This is a genomic window from Pseudooceanicola aquaeponti (genome assembly GCF_050897975.1).
Taxonomy (GTDB): Bacteria; Pseudomonadota; Alphaproteobacteria; order Rhodobacterales; family Rhodobacteraceae; genus Pseudooceanicola.
Genome location: NZ_JBPAXY010000006.1, coordinates 235,912 through 249,400, shown reverse-complemented (window position 1 = coordinate 249,400; position 13,489 = coordinate 235,912). Strand labels below are relative to the sequence as shown.

The following is a 13,489-nucleotide window of genomic DNA, read 5'->3' as shown; positions in this document are numbered from 1 at the left end:
GCCTTTGACAGACCAGACCAAGACCGACCGGGCCGCGCGGCCCGATCCGCGCGCCCGCATGGTGCAGGAACTTGAACAGCATCTGGGATTTCTGGATACGTTCACCGGCGCCGCCCTGGGGGTGCTGGCGGTGGCCTCGGGGATCTATACCTATCTTGGCGTCCAGTCCCTGCTGGATGGCGACGGGGCGATGCAGGCCTTTGCCGCCATCGCCTATTCCATCGCCGTCTCGACGGGCATCTTCGTCTTCTGGTCCTACCTGATGCGCCTCTTTCCCGCGATGCGCACCGCGCGGTCCCGCGCCGGGTTGATGGGGGCGCTTGGCCTCGGCTCGCTGGCCATTGTCGCCATGTCCTCCTGGTTGAACGCCGCGGCGCTGGCGGGGGGCGCTGCGGTGGAACAGCACCTGGCGGAAACCGTGCAGGACTATCAGGCGGCGCTGGAACGCGCGAACGAGAACGCCCTGGCCGCCCAGGGGCTGGAACGCGACGTGGCGCGTGTGCAGCAAAGCTTTGCCGACCTGTCGGAGCAGGAAGCCTCGGGCGGGCTGTCGGGCCTGGCGGGGCGCGGCGCGGTCTTCCGCGTGCTGCGGCAGAAGTCGGAAGAGCTGGCCGCCCTTCAGGCGCAGATCGCCGCCCAGTCGCCCCTGGTCGACGGCGCCTTCGCCGAGGGCAACGCGATCCTCAGCCGGATGCGCGCCCTGACGGTGGAACCCGGGCCAGTGGAAACCCGCGCAGTCGAGTTTTCCGAACAGGCGGTGCAACTGGCGGGCCTCATCGCGCGGCTGCGGCAACTGTCGGTGGCGCCGCTGGTGGAACGCGCGGCGCAGGACCTGACCGCCTCGGTCGTGCTGCCTGAACTCGACGGCGGCACCGAGGCCAACCGCAGCGCCCAGGGCACCACCATTGCCTCGGTCCTGGACGTGCTGGCACAACGCGCCGCCACGCTGGAAGCCGCCGCCGCCCAGGTGACCGCCCTGCCCGGCCCGACCGAGATCACCTATACCCCCCTCTCGCCCGCCGATGCGGTGATCCGCTATGCGGGCAACTTCGTCCCCTCCTGGGCGGGGGCGATTGCCATCGACCTGCTGCCTGCGGTGCTGGTTCTGATCCTGACAGTGACCCATACCGCCATCCGCTCGGGGCGCGAGGCGGTGCCGATCGAGGACCGCATGACCGTATCGGAGCTGCGCGCCGCCCTGGCAGCCGCCCGCGAGGTGGACGTGGCCCTGGCCCATGGCCGGGCCGAGCTGCCCGAACCGGGCGCGCCCGAGGCCCCGGCGGCCCTCACGCCCCAGGATAAGGCGCCCGGGGCATGAGCGAGGATCCCTCCGCCCGCCCCCTGCGCCGGGCGCTGACCGCTGCCCTTGGGCTACAGGTGCTGCTGGCGCTTTTGCTTTTCGCGGGCGATCTGGGGCGCGATTTCACCCTGCCCACACGCGGCCCCGCTGCGCCGGGCTTCGACCAGCCGACAGCGCCCGGCGATCAGACCCGCCGCTATGACCCGGCGACCCGTCCCGCGGGCCCAGGTCTGGCGCCCTCTGGCCCGATGCCCGAACGGCTGGTGCTGACCGAACGCGACGGCGCCTGGCACCTCAGCGGGCAGATCGCGCCGGGCGACGGCGCCCGCATCAGCGACCAGATCGCCGCGCGCAGCAGCGCGGAGGCGCCGCAAGAGATCTGGCTGGACAGCCCCGGCGGATCGGTGACCGACGCGCTGGAGCTGGGCCGCGCGATCCGCGCCGCCGGTCTGGCCACCAACATGGAGGCCGGGGCGATCTGCCTTTCGGCCTGCCCCTATGTGCTGTCCGGCGGCACGGAACGGCGCGCCGACGCGGGCGCGCGGATCGGCGTGCATCAGCATTACTTCGGTGAAAACACCCTGCTGCCCGCCTTCACCGCCGTCTCGGACATCCAGCGCGGCCAGGGCCTTGTGGTGCGCTATCTGGACGAGATGGGGATCGACCTGCGGCTGATGGAACCGGCGCTGATGACCCCGCCCAAGGAGATTTACCTGCTGACCCGGGAAGAACTGCGCGACTTCAACCTGCTGACCGAGACCGGCTGACGCCCCTCCCCCGGCGCGGGAATTTACGCAAAATCCCCCCGGCCCCCTTGCCGCGCCCCGGCGAAGGGCCTACCTCAGGCCTCGGCGGGTGCTGCCCTTCTCGTGAACGAGTACATTCCGGTGGCCTTAAGCAACTCCGAGGGAGCTGGCTCTGTCCGGGCCGTGGTCCGGTTATCTGGCGCCCACCTGATTATCAGGTCCTCGGGAATGCGTCACTCAAACGGTTGCGTGCGGGCCCGCCACTTTTCCCCTTAGCAGGAACGACCTGCGCCCCTCAGCGGCGCGGCTTGGCCGTGGCCTCGACCCGCACCGGCTCTGCCAGGATCGGCAGGCGGGTGCCGCCCTTGGGCCCCTCGTCCTTTTCCGCCAGGCGCATGATCGAGATTGCGAACTGCACCCCGGCAAAGACGATGCCGTTGGAGAAGAAGATCAGGAAGGCGCCCAGGATCCCGTCCGAGGATCCCAGCACCAGCCGTTGCAGGCCCATGACGTCGAAATAGATCAGCCCGGCGGTGAACAGCGCCGAGATGCCGAAGCCGATCAGGCATTGGGTGATGTAAAGACGGACAAGCTTGGGCATGGGAGAGATCCTGCGACGGTCTGCGGTAGGGCTATCCTACAGCAAAACGCCCCGCCTGTCAGGCATCCGCGCCGGGACAGGCTGTCGCAGCGCGCTCACGCCTCGACGGAGACGAAGTCGTAATGCAGGCGCAGCATGTCCACGCGGTCGCCGTTCCGGGTCAGCCAGAAGTCGGGCATGAACTCTTCGCGCCCGAATCCGAGGCGCCGGTAGAGGGCCAGCGCAGGTTCATTGTCAGGCACCACATGCAGCCAGAAGGACGCCCGGCCCTCGGCGCGCAGCACCTCCAGAAGGGAGGCAAGCGCCCGCGTGCCGGTCCCCTGTCCGCGCGACAGAACGGCGAATTCCTCGAGCTTCGGCCGGTCGCCGTCGCAGCCAGAGAGATAGGCGAAGGCCGCCAGGTCGCCCGCGACATCGAAGGCCAGCAGGCGGCGGGCACCGTCCGGCGCGCAGGCCTCGGCCAGCGCCTCGGGCGTCACGGCGCCCAGCACGTCGAAGAAGGCGGGATCGGTCAGAACGGCAGAAACTGCGGGCAGGTCGGCGGCCCGGGCCCGGCGCCAATGCGCAGGGTGCGAGGCGGTTTCGGGCGACAGGCTTGTCACCTCAGAAGGCCTCGGGCCTGGCTTCGCGCGCCATGTGGTCCAGAACGGCGTTGACGAACTTAGCTTCCTTCCCCTCGGGGAAGAAGGCCTTGGCCACGTCGACATATTCCACGATGACCACCTTGGGCGGCGCGTCCCCTTCCAGCATCTCGGCGCCCGCGGCGCGGAACAGCGCGCGCAGGGTCGGGTCGATGCGGGCAATGGGCCATTTGGCCACCAGCGCGCGGTCGGTCATCTGGTCGATCTTGGCCTGCCAGTTCACCGCATCGCGCAGGGTCTTGCGGAACAGGTCCACGTCGCCTTCGAGGTACTCGGCCTCTTCGTATTCGGCGCCAAAGCGGTGATCCTCGAACTCGACGATCACCTTTTCGACGGACATCCCCGCCAGTTCCATCTGGTACAGCGCCTGCACCGCGTAAAGACGCGAGGCAGACCGCATCTTCCGCTTCTGGTTGCCCGAAAGGGGCGCGGCCGGGGTCGGGGTGTCGTCACTCATCTTGGGCGCGTCTTCTTTGCTGGGTCCGGTCGGTGGTGTCTCAACCGGCGCGGGCGGGGTCATCGGCGGCGGGCAGGAATCCCACCCCGGCTTTCGGAGCGCCCCATTTGCGCGAAAGCGACAGAAGATGCAAGGCCGCAGCGGCAGCGCCGCCGCCCTTGTTCTGTTCGGCCACCCGGGCGCGAGCCAGGGCCTGGTCGCGGTTCTCGACCGTCAGGATGCCGTTGCCGATGCACAGGCCCTGAAGGCCCAGCAGGGTGATGCCGCGCGAGCTGTCGTTGCAGACGGTGTCGTAATGGGTGGTCTCGCCGCGGATCACGCAGCCCAGGGCGACGAAGGCGTCGTATTCCGCCATGCGGCCCGCCATGGCAATGGCCGTGGGCACCTCCAGGGCGCCGGGCACCTCGATCAGGTCGTGGGTCGCGCCCCAGGCCTCGATCTCGGCCCGGGCCCCGGCGATCAGCTCGTCGGCGATGTCCTTGTAATAGGGCGCCACCACGATCAGCACCTTGGCAGGCTTGATCATCTCGCCACGCGGCAGGGTGTAGTGCAGTTCGGAACCAGCCATTGCGCCTTACTCCTCGATCCGGCGGGTGCCGGTGATTTCCAGCCCGTAGGCATCCAGCCCCACCACGTTGGGTTGCGGGGAATTGGTCAGCAGCACCAGCTGCGACAGGCCGAGCGAGGTCAGGATCTGCGCCCCCAGCCCGTATTGGCGCAGGGTCTGCGGCGACACTTCTTCGCCGCCCGCCAGCTTCATGTGCAGATCGCGCAGCAGCACCACCACGCCGCGCCCCTCGGCGGCGATCATCCGCATCGCGGCGCCGAACTCGTCCGCGCGCCCCGCGGGCCCCAGGCCCGCCACGTCGCGCAGCGGGTCCAGCGCGTGCATCCGCAGCAGCACCGGTTCATCGGTGGTGATGTCGCCCTTGATCAGCACGATATGCTCGGCGCCCTGGGTCTCGTCGGTGTAGATCTTCAGCTGCCACTCGCCGCCGAATTCCGAGGTCACCACCTCTTCCTTCTCGACCCGCACCAGGTTGTCGTGGCGGCGGCGATAGGCGATCAGGTCGGAGATCGTGCCGATCTTCAGCCCGTGTTTCTGCGCGAAGGCCACCAGTTCGGGCAGCCGCGACATCGAGCCGTCCTCGTTCATGATCTCGCAGATCACGCCCGAGGGGTTCAGCCCCGCCAGGCGCGACACGTCCACCGCGGCCTCGGTATGACCGGCGCGCACCAGCACGCCGCCCTCGCGGGCGCGCAGCGGGAAGACATGGCCTGGGGTGGCGATGTCCTGGGCGCCCTTGCCTGCGTCGATGGCCACGGCCACGGTGCGGGCGCGGTCATGGGCGGAAATGCCGGTCGAGACACCTTCGCGGGCCTCGATGGAGACGGTGAAGTTGGTCTCGTGCCGCGACGAGTTCTGCGACGACATCAGCGGCAGACCCAGCTGGTCGACCCGGTCGCCGGTCAGGGACAGGCAGATCAGCCCGCGCCCGTGGGTGGCCATGAAATTGATCGCCTCGGGCGTGGCCATCTGCGCGGGGATCACCAGATCGCCCTCGTTCTCGCGGTCTTCGTGATCGACGAGGATGAACATGCGGCCATTGCGGGCGTCCTCGATGATCTCCTCGACAGAGGAGATGGCATCGGACCAGCTTTCTTCCACCGGGCCCTTGTTCTCAAATGCGACGCTCTCGGACATGGCACGCTCCTTTTCCTTGCGCTGGCCTTAGCGCAGAGGCGCGGGAAAGGCCAGTCACAGACGACGCATCGCCGCGCAGATGCGGCGTGCGGGGCTGCGGGGGTGGGACGGGGGCGGGGCGGCACGGACCGGGCGAGGCCCGCGGGCCTTCAGCCAAAGAGCGCCTCGGCGGGCAGGCTGCCGCCCAGGCCCCCGGCGGCGACCCAGTCGCGTTCCAGCCCCAGGGCGGTGATCGCCACCAGCCCGGCGGCGGGCAGACGCCCCTGGGCGCGGGCCAGGGCGGCGCGGATCTCGGCCCAGCTGCCCAAGAGGGGCGGCGCGGCAAAGGCCAGATCCAGCCCCGCCACCCGCTCCATCAGGGCGGCAGGCGTCAGCGGCGGATGGGCCAGCCCGATGCGCCGCACATGGCGCAGCGACATCAGCCGCTCTGACACCAGCTCGGCCTCGGCCCCTGCCCCACCACCGGCGCGGCCCGCAATAGCATAGACCCCCAGGGCGTTGGACGAGATCAGATAGGCCGCGATATCGCGCCCCGCGCTGGCGCGGATGGCGCTGTAGTCGGCATAGCTAAGGCCCAGCTCCCGGGCCCGCGCCAGCCGCGCGCGGTGCAGCGCCAGGGGCAGTTTCGCCTCAGCCCGGCTGGCCCGGGCCCGGGCCCACATATGGGTGCGGAACTGGCGGCCCGCCGCCATCGACGGGCCCTGGTTGTGGCCAATGGTGGCCCGGGGATTACCGCCGCCGCTCAGCCCTCGAACTCCTGCAGGCGGGCGACGTAGCGCGCCATGGTGTCCACCTCCAGGTTGATCCGGTCGCCCGTGGCGGCGCGGCCCCAGGTGGTGACCTGCTTGGTATGGGGGATCATGTTGATCCCGAAGCGCGCGCCCTCGACCTCGTTCACCGTGAAGGAGGTGCCGTTCAGCGCCACCGAGCCCTTGGGGGCGATGAAGCGCGCCAAGGCGGCCGGGGCCTCGAAGACCGCGCGGGTGCTGTCGCCCTCCTCGCTCAGCGAGATCAGCGTCGCCACCCCGTCCACATGGCCCGAGACGATATGCCCGCCCAGCTCGTCGCCCACCTTCAGGGCGCGTTCCAGGTTGACCACCCGGCCCTCGGCCCAGCTATCGAGGTTGGTCTTCGACAGGGTCTCGGCCGAGATCTCGACGTCGAACCAGTCGGGGCCCATCTCGACCACGGTCAGGCAGACGCCGTCACAAGCGATCGAGGCGCCCAGGTCGACGCTGTCCATGTCATAGGCGCAGCCGATGCGCGCCCGCAGATCGCCGCCCCGGGTCAGCGCCCGGATCTCGCCCTGGTCGGTGATGATGCCGGTGAACATGGCCGCGTCTCCTTGCAATATGCCTTCAACCGGGCGTAGCGCGCGGCGCGCCGCCCCGCAAGGGCCGCGCCGCGCCCGCGCCTGCCTACGGCGCGGTTAACAGGCTGGAAACGCCCGGCCCTTAGGCGGTAGAGATCCCCGTAAGGCCCGACCCGAGCCATATTTCTGCCGGTTTGCGCCGTCAGGGCTGGGGCCAGAGGTTTGAAGAGCGTAGAACGCGAGGGGCGCCGCAACCGGGCGCCCGCGTCAGGACATGAAGTTGACGGCATGATGACGGCACAGACACCGGACGAGCGGGTCTTCCTGTTCCTTCAGGGGCCCCATGGCCCCTTCTTCCACCAGCTGGCCCGCGCCCTGCGCGCTGCGGGCGGCACCTGCTGGCGCGTCGGGTTCAACGCGGGCGATGCCGTCTTCTGGCCGGACCGGGCCAGCTATATCCCCTTCCGCGACGCCCCCGAGGCCTGGCCCGACCGCTTTGACGCGCTTTGCGCCCAGAAGGGTGTGACCGATCTGGTGCTTTACGGCGACATCCGCCCGATCCACGCCAGCGCCGTGGCCGCCGCCCGGGCGCGCGGCCTTCGGGTGCATGTCTTCGAAGAGGGCTACATGCGGCCCTATTGGGTGACCTATGAGCGCGGCGGCTCGAACGGCAATTCGCGGCTGATGCGCCTGGGCGTCGAGGACATGCGCCAGATGCTGGCCCTGTCGGACATGGACGCCCCCCTGCCCCCCGCCGTCTGGGGCGACATGCGCCAGCATGTGTTCTACGGCGCGCTGTACCATGGGTTCGTGATGTGCGCCAACCGCCGCTACCGCCAGTTCCGCCCGCATCGCGAGATCGGCGTGGCGCGCGAGTTCCAGCTTTATCTGCTGCGCCTGCTGACCATGCCGGTGACGGCGGCGCGCCGCGCCCTGGCCTCGCGCCGCATCCGGCGCGGCGGCTTTCCCTATCACGTCGCCCTGCTGCAACTGGCCCATGACAGCAGTTTCCAGGCCCATTCCCCCTTCGCCAGCATGACCGAGTTCCTGGAGGTGGTGATGCGCGGCTTTGCCGAGGGCGCGCCGCGCTACCACCACCTGGTGTTCAAGGCCCATCCCCTGGAGGACGGGCGCAGCCCGCTGCGCCGCGACATCGCCCGGCTGGCCCGCACCCACGGGCTGGAGGGGCGGGTGCATTTTGTGCGCGGCGGCAAGCTGGCGCGGCTGCTGGCCGACACCCGCAGCGCGGTCACCGTCAATTCGACCGCCGGTCAGCAGGTACTGTACCGTGGGATCCCGCTGAAGACCTTCGGCGCGGCGGTCTACGACAAGCCCGAGTTCGTCTCGACCCAGCCTCTGGCCGAATTCTTCGCCGGTGCCAGCCGCCCCGACCGTCGCGCCTATCAGGATTACCGGCGCTTCCTGCTGGAAACCAGCCAGGTGGCGGGGGGCTTCTACTCTGCCGCCGGGCGGCGCCAGCTGATGCGCCAGGTGGTCGACATGATGCTGGACGACAAGGACCCCTACGACGCCCTGCGCCACGGCACCGCGGCGCCCAGGCAACAGTTGCGCGCCGTGCCCTGAGGCATACGCAGGAGGCTGGCTTTTGCCCCCAAGCTTCTGTAACCTGAGGGGAATGAGGCAGATCCGGCGGCGGATCCGGGGCCAAGCCCGGGCAGATCGCAGGAAAGAACAGCCCGGCACCAAGTCGGGACAAGGACAACGACCGGACACAGGTCGAGGAGACGAGCAGTGAAACCCAATGCTACCCGATGGGCGAAACCCGTCGCGCTGGTCGCGACGATTCTGGCCGTGTCGTCCTGTGACGTGCTGCCGCGCAGCGGTCCGACCAAGCGCGAGATCTACGCCGGGTCCGTCCAGCGCGAGGGCGACGCCTTCGTCATCGCCGTCAACGACCGGGTGACCCGGGCCACCGCCGTGATCCCCGCCCTGGGCTTTTCCGACGGGTTCCGCAACGCGGGCGAAGTGGCCGCCGATGTGATCCGCCCCGGCGACACCCTGTCGCTGACCATCTGGGAAAACGTCGATGAGGGGCTCCTGGCCAGCGAGGGGGTAAACTTCACCTCGCTCGACGCGGTGCAGGTCGACGGCGCGGGCTTCATCTTTGTTCCCTACGCGGGCCGCATCCGCGCGGCGGGCAACAGCCCCGAGGCGATCCGCCGGATCATCACCGAGAAACTTCAGGACCAGACGCCCGACCCGCAGGTCGAGGTGCGCCGCGAGGCGGGCGACGGCGCCACCGTCACCCTGATCGGCGCCATCGCGGGCAATGGCGTCTACCCGATCGAACGGCCCACCCTGCGCCTGTCGGGGATGCTGGCCGCCGCGGGCGGCGTGGCCGTGGCCCCTGAAAGCGCGCTGATCACGGTGATCCGGGGCAGCCAGCGCTCGACCATCTGGTTCCAGGATCTGTTCGACGATCCGCGCTATGACATCGCCCTGCGCAACGGCGACCGCATCCTGGTGGAAGAGGACACCCGCTCTTTCACCGTGCTGGGCGCCACCGGCGCGCAGTCGGTCATCGATTTCGAAAGCCAGACCCTGTCGGGGATCGAGGCCATCGCCCAGGCGGGCGGTTTGCAGGCCAATGCGGCCGATCCGACGGGCGTCTTCGTCTTCCGCAACGAGGCCGAGGAAGTAGCCGCCCAGGTGCTGGGCCGGAACGACCTGATCGGCGCGCAGCGCATGGTCTATGTGCTGGACCTGACCCAGCCCAACGGGATGTTCATGGCCCGCGACTTCCTGATCCGCGACGGCGACCTTCTGTATGTCACCGAGGCCCCCTTCACCCAGTGGGACAAGACCATCGCGGCGCTCACCGGTTCGCTGGGTTCGGTCAACGCCCTGGGCACCCTGGCAGGCCAGTAACCGCATGACGCCGACCGGCCGCCTTTCTTCGTCTGATCAACACGGGGCGGGGGCAGAGCGGCGGCAGGCAGCTGACGCTGCGGCAGCGGGCCCGACTGACGCGCTGCCCGAGGCCGAAAAGCTGAAGCTGCATGTCTACAATGCCGGCTTCCTGCGCCAGAAGCGGCTTCGCCGTATCCTCGACCTGGCGGGCTATCGCATCGCCCCCCTGGGCCGGCCGGACCCGGAAGGGCTGATCGGGGTCTGGGGCCATTCCCCCTATGCCCGCCGTGGCGAGGCGATGGCGGAACGCACAGGCGCCCAGCTGGTGCGGATCGAGGACGCCTTCCTGCGCTCGCTGCACCCCGCGCGCAGCGGCCATGAGGCGCCCCTGGGCCTGACCATCGACCGGCTGGGCTGTCATTTCGACGGCAGCGCGCCCTCGGAACTGGAACGGCTGCTGAAACGCCACCCGCTGGACGACAGCCACCTGCTGGCCCGGTCGCGCGGGCTGATCGCGCGGATGCGCGAGGCGCATCTGTCGAAATATGCCGCCACCGATCCCACCCTGCCCCTGCCCGCCCCGGGCTATGTGCTGGTGGTGGATCAGCTGCGCGGCGATGCCTCGGTGCGCCTGGGCGGGGCCGATGCCAACACCTTCCGCGAGATGCTGTACTGGGCGCAGGAGGATCACCCCGGCGCCCGCATCGTCATCAAGACCCATCCCGAAACCACCCAGGGCCGCCGCCCGGGATACTTCGGCGAAAAGGACGTGGCCACAGCCCCCGAGGGCAAGATCACCCTGCTGGACGCGCCGGTCAGCCCCTGGGCGCTGATGGAAGGCGCGGTGGCGGTCTATACGGTCAGTTCGCAACTGGGGTTCGAGGCGATCCTGGCGGGCCACCGCCCCCGGGTCTTCGGCCTGCCCTTCTACGCGGGCTGGGGCCTCAGCGACGACCGCCACCCGCTGCCCCCCGGCCCCTCTCGCCGGGGCCGCAGCCTGACCCGGGCGCAGCTGACCACCGGGGCGCTGCTGCTTTACCCCTATTGGTACGACCCCCATCACGACCGCCTCTGCGAGGCCGAAGAGGTGGCCGAGGCCCTGGCCGCCCGCACCCGCGCCTGGCGCGAGGACCGCGCGGGCTGGCGCGCGACGAACATCCGCCTGTGGAAACGCCGCCATTTCCAGGCCTTCTTCGGCCAGCAAAAGCGGATGCGCTTCTCGCCCGGCAACGGGCCGCAGAAGCGCATGAGCTGGGGCATTGCCACGGGCGGCGCGGCGGGGGTCGAGGACGGCTTTCTGCGCTCACGCGGGCTTGGCGCCGATCTGGTGCCGCCGCTGTCGCTCTGCCTCGACGATCTGGGGATGTACTATGACCCCCGCCGCGAAAGCCGCCTGGAACGCTGGATCGAGATGCGCGCCAACCTGCGCCCCGATCAGGCGCTGCGCGTGGACCGGCTGATCGCCAGCTTACGCGCGGCGGGGCTGTCGAAATACAACCTTGGCGATCCAACCGCCCTGCCCGACCTGCCGCCGCGCCGGCCCGGCCAGCGGCTGGTGCTGGTGCCGGGCCAGGTCGAGGATGACGCCTCGGTCCGCCTGGGCGGCGGGTCTGTGACCAGCAACATCGACCTGCTGGCCGCCGCGCGCCAGGTCGAGCCGGGCGCGCTGATCCTTTACAAGCCGCACCCCGATGTCACCCGCGGGCTGCGCCCCGGCGCCCTGAGCGAAGACGAGGCGCGCCGCTATGCCGATCTGGTGGTGCCCGAGGCCGACCCCGCCGCCCTGCTGGAGGCGGTGGATGCGGTCTGGACCATGACCTCGCTGATGGGGTTCGAGGCGCTCTTGCGCGGGGTCGAGGTGTTTTGCACCGGCCTGCCCTTCTATGCGGGCTGGGGCCTGACCCGCGACGTGGATCACCTGTCGCGCCGCCGGGTGCGGGTGCCGCTGGAAGGCCTGGTTCATGCGACCTTGATCGACTATCCGCGCTATCTGGATCCGGTGACGGGCCAGCCCTGTTCGGTCGAAGTGGCGGTGTCGCGGCTGGCCTCTGGCACCGTGCCGCCGCGCAGTCCGGGCCTGCGCCTTCTGGCCAAGGCCCAGGGGGCACTGGCCACCCATTCCGCGCTCTGGCGCTAGGGCGCCGATCCGTCCGAGGTCGGGCGCACCCAGCGGGTCAGAACATCAGGCCCCAGGGCGCGCATCTCAGCCAGGCTGAGGCGCGGCGCCTCGGCCAGCCGGTCCAGGCCAAGCGCGCCGATGCCTGGGCGCCCCTCGGCCCCCAGAAGAATCCCGGCGGACATCACGATCAGCTCGTCCACCAGGTCGGCGCCCAGCAGGGTCGCGGCCAGCGCGCCGCCCCCCTCGCAGAAGACCCGCGTCAGCCCCGCCTGCCCAAGCTCTTGCAGGACCGAGGAAATATCCAGCTGCCGCCCCGCCAGATCGCAGGAGAAAAGCCGTGCGCCAAGGCCGGTCCAGGCCTCGACCAGGGCCGGATCGGCGTCACGACCGTGGCAGATCCAGACCGGCACATCCCGTGCGGTGCGCGCCAGATTGCCCATCAGGGGCAGGTCCAGACGGCGCGACACTACCACGCGCACCGGCTGATGCGCGACGCCCAGATCGCGCACGGTCAGGGTGGGATCGTCGATCCGCGCCGTGCCCGCGCCGACCATGACCGCGTCATGGCGGGCGCGCAGCGCATGGACCTCGCGCCGGGCGACGGGGCCGGTGATCCACTGGCTTTCGCCGGTCGCCGTGGCAATGCGCCCGTCCAGGGTCAACGCCATCTTCAGCGTCACCAGCGGCCGCCCCTGGGCCCGGTTCAGGAAGAACCCGGCGTGATCGGCCAGGGCCTGGGCCGCCATCAACCCGGTGGAAACCTCGACCCCCGCCTCGCGCAGCAGGGCAAAACCGCGACCGTCGACATTGGGGTCGATATCCTCGATCGGCGCCACCACCCGGGCGATCCCGGCGGCAATCAGCGCCTCGGCACAGGGGGGCGTGCGGCCATGATGGGCACAGGGTTCCAGCGAGACATAGGCGGTGGCGCCGCGCGCGCCCGCGCCCGCCTGATCCAGCGCCACGCGTTCCGCATGGGGCCGCCCGCCCGGCTGGGTCCAGCCGCGCCCCAGGATGCGGCCGTCCTTGACGATAACACAGCCCACGGCCGGGTTGGGCCAGGTCCGGCCCTGCCCGCGCCGCCCCAGCGACAGGGCCAGCGCCAGATAGCGGGCGTCCTCGGTCGCGCGGGTCATTCCCCGTCTTTGGGCAGGTTCGGGCGCAGTTCGCTGACGAATTTATCAAAATCGTCCGCGGCCTGGAAGTTCTTGTAAACGCTTGCAAAACGCACGTAGGCCACGGTGTCGATCCGGGCCAGGGCCTCCATCACGATCTCGCCTATGACCTTGGACGGGATATCGGTCTCGCCCATGCTTTCCAGGCGCCGCACGATGCCGGAAATCATCTGGTCGATGCGTTCCTGCTCGACGGGACGTTTCTGCATCGAGATGCGGATCGAGCGTTCCAGCTTGTCGCGATCGAAATCCTCGCGGCGGCCATTGGACTTGATCACCACCAGGTCGCGCAGCTGCACGCGTTCATAGGTGGTGAACCGCCCGCCACAGGCCGGGCAAAGGCGGCGGCGACGGATCGCAGCATGGTCTTCCGCCGGGCGGGAATCTTTCACCTGGGTATCGACATTGCCGCAAAACGGACAGCGCATCGGACCTTGCTCCCCTCTCGCGCCGCGAGATATGGGCGCGCTTTCATCTTATCCACAGGTACTATAGGGGGTCCCCCTGGGATTGGGTAGAGGCGTTTTCACACAACTAGATATGCGACGCGATCTGCACTGAC

14 protein-coding genes are annotated in these 13,489 nt (G+C 69.7%); 5 read left to right on the top strand and 9 right to left on the bottom strand.

Annotation, left to right across the window (positions count from 1 at the left end; genetic code table 11):
• The first annotated feature begins 58 nt into the window (after positions 1-58).
• Together ACRARE_RS16130 and ACRARE_RS16125 are read left to right on the top strand one after the other, a co-directional pair.
• Positions 59-1,318, top strand: coding sequence for a hypothetical protein (locus ACRARE_RS16130; protein WP_432657687.1), 1,260 nt, complete (start codon positions 59-61; stop codon positions 1,316-1,318).
• Positions 1,315-2,067 carry a COG3904 family protein gene (locus ACRARE_RS16125; protein WP_432657481.1) on the top strand — a complete coding sequence of 251 codons (753 nt, stop codon included), beginning with the start codon at positions 1,315-1,317 and terminating at the stop codon, positions 2,065-2,067. The genes ACRARE_RS16130 and ACRARE_RS16125 overlap by 4 nt, the downstream gene beginning before the upstream one ends.
• 274 nt (positions 2,068-2,341) lie before the next feature.
• Here the strand turns inward: ACRARE_RS16125 and ACRARE_RS16120 are convergent, their stop codons facing one another.
• The 7 genes from ACRARE_RS16120 to ACRARE_RS16090 form a co-directional block, all read right to left on the bottom strand.
• Positions 2,342-2,647, bottom strand: a complete 306-nt coding sequence (locus ACRARE_RS16120; protein ID WP_432657480.1) for a hypothetical protein — start codon at positions 2,645-2,647, stop codon at positions 2,342-2,344.
• A gap of 95 nt (positions 2,648-2,742) precedes the next feature.
• Positions 2,743-3,249: a GNAT family N-acetyltransferase gene (locus tag ACRARE_RS16115; RefSeq protein ID WP_432657479.1), complete on the bottom strand. Its 507-nt coding sequence runs from the start codon at positions 3,247-3,249 to the stop codon at positions 2,743-2,745.
• 1 nt (position 3,250) lies between these two features.
• Positions 3,251-3,745: a transcription antitermination factor NusB gene (nusB, locus tag ACRARE_RS16110; protein WP_432657478.1), complete on the bottom strand. Its 495-nt coding sequence runs from the start codon at positions 3,743-3,745 to the stop codon at positions 3,251-3,253.
• Positions 3,746-3,785: 40 nt separating this feature from the next.
• The gene (locus ACRARE_RS16105) at positions 3,786-4,313 is read right to left on the bottom strand and encodes a 6,7-dimethyl-8-ribityllumazine synthase (protein ID WP_432657477.1); all 528 of its coding nucleotides are present in this window, start codon (positions 4,311-4,313) and stop codon (positions 3,786-3,788) included.
• 6 nt (positions 4,314-4,319) lie between these two features.
• Complete coding sequence (gene ribB, locus ACRARE_RS16100) at positions 4,320-5,450, bottom strand: 3,4-dihydroxy-2-butanone-4-phosphate synthase (RefSeq protein WP_432657476.1); 1,131 nt, start codon at positions 5,448-5,450, stop codon at positions 4,320-4,322.
• A 149-nt stretch (positions 5,451-5,599) separates the two neighbouring features.
• A complete protein-coding gene (locus ACRARE_RS16095; RefSeq protein ID WP_432657475.1) occupies positions 5,600-6,142 on the bottom strand; it encodes a hypothetical protein in 543 nt (180 codons plus the stop codon).
• Positions 6,143-6,192: 50 nt separating this feature from the next.
• Positions 6,193-6,783, bottom strand: coding sequence for a riboflavin synthase (locus ACRARE_RS16090; protein ID WP_432657474.1), 591 nt, complete (start codon positions 6,781-6,783; stop codon positions 6,193-6,195).
• Positions 6,784-7,053: 270 nt separating this feature from the next.
• Here ACRARE_RS16090 and ACRARE_RS16085 point away from each other — a divergent pair, with 270 nt between their 5' ends.
• The 3 genes from ACRARE_RS16085 to ACRARE_RS16075 all read left to right on the top strand — a co-directional run bounded on the left by ACRARE_RS16085 (position 7,054) and on the right by ACRARE_RS16075 (position 11,770).
• Positions 7,054-8,346: a capsule polysaccharide biogenesis protein gene (locus ACRARE_RS16085; protein ID WP_432657686.1), complete on the top strand. Its 1,293-nt coding sequence runs from the start codon at positions 7,054-7,056 to the stop codon at positions 8,344-8,346.
• Positions 8,347-8,514: 168 nt separating this feature from the next.
• The gene (locus ACRARE_RS16080; RefSeq protein WP_432657473.1) at positions 8,515-9,651 is read left to right on the top strand and encodes a polysaccharide biosynthesis/export family protein; all 1,137 of its coding nucleotides are present in this window, start codon (positions 8,515-8,517) and stop codon (positions 9,649-9,651) included.
• A gap of 4 nt (positions 9,652-9,655) precedes the next feature.
• Positions 9,656-11,770 (top strand): capsule polysaccharide biogenesis protein, encoded by a 2,115-nt coding sequence (locus ACRARE_RS16075; RefSeq protein WP_432657472.1) that lies wholly within the window; start codon positions 9,656-9,658, stop codon positions 11,768-11,770.
• Here ACRARE_RS16075 and ribD read toward each other — a convergent pair.
• Entirely contained in the window at positions 11,767-12,888 is a 1,122-nt protein-coding gene (gene ribD, locus ACRARE_RS16070) for a bifunctional diaminohydroxyphosphoribosylaminopyrimidine deaminase/5-amino-6-(5-phosphoribosylamino)uracil reductase RibD (RefSeq protein ID WP_432657471.1), read from the bottom strand. The two genes, ACRARE_RS16075 and ribD, sit on opposite strands and share 4 nt — an antisense overlap.
• Entirely contained in the window at positions 12,885-13,355 is a 471-nt protein-coding gene (nrdR, locus tag ACRARE_RS16065) for a transcriptional regulator NrdR (protein ID WP_432657470.1), read from the bottom strand. The genes ribD and nrdR overlap by 4 nt, the downstream gene beginning before the upstream one ends.
• Positions 13,356-13,489 lie beyond the last annotated feature (134 nt).

What these genes read in the sequence shown, in the direction of transcription:
- ACRARE_RS16130 (WP_432657687.1), top strand. Translation starts at nt 59, where the DNA reads ATGGTGCAGGAACTTGAACAGCATCTGGGATTTCTGGATACGTTCACC.
- ACRARE_RS16125 (WP_432657481.1), top strand. Translation starts at nt 1,315, where the DNA reads ATGAGCGAGGATCCCTCCGCCCGCCCCCTGCGCCGGGCGCTGACCGCT.
- ACRARE_RS16120 (WP_432657480.1), bottom strand. Translation starts at nt 2,647, where the DNA reads ATGCCCAAGCTTGTCCGTCTTTACATCACCCAATGCCTGATCGGCTTC.
- nusB (WP_432657478.1), bottom strand. Translation starts at nt 3,745, where the DNA reads ATGAGTGACGACACCCCGACCCCGGCCGCGCCCCTTTCGGGCAACCAG.
- ACRARE_RS16105 (WP_432657477.1), bottom strand. Translation starts at nt 4,313, where the DNA reads ATGGCTGGTTCCGAACTGCACTACACCCTGCCGCGTGGCGAGATGATC.
- ribB (WP_432657476.1), bottom strand. Translation starts at nt 5,450, where the DNA reads ATGTCCGAGAGCGTCGCATTTGAGAACAAGGGCCCGGTGGAAGAAAGC.
- ACRARE_RS16095 (WP_432657475.1), bottom strand. Translation starts at nt 6,142, where the DNA reads ATGGCGGCGGGCCGCCAGTTCCGCACCCATATGTGGGCCCGGGCCCGG.
- ACRARE_RS16090 (WP_432657474.1), bottom strand. Translation starts at nt 6,783, where the DNA reads ATGTTCACCGGCATCATCACCGACCAGGGCGAGATCCGGGCGCTGACC.
- ACRARE_RS16085 (WP_432657686.1), top strand. Translation starts at nt 7,054, where the DNA reads ATGACGGCACAGACACCGGACGAGCGGGTCTTCCTGTTCCTTCAGGGG.
- ACRARE_RS16075 (WP_432657472.1), top strand. Translation starts at nt 9,656, where the DNA reads ATGACGCCGACCGGCCGCCTTTCTTCGTCTGATCAACACGGGGCGGGG.
- ribD (WP_432657471.1), bottom strand. Translation starts at nt 12,888, where the DNA reads ATGACCCGCGCGACCGAGGACGCCCGCTATCTGGCGCTGGCCCTGTCG.
- nrdR (WP_432657470.1), bottom strand. Translation starts at nt 13,355, where the DNA reads ATGCGCTGTCCGTTTTGCGGCAATGTCGATACCCAGGTGAAAGATTCC.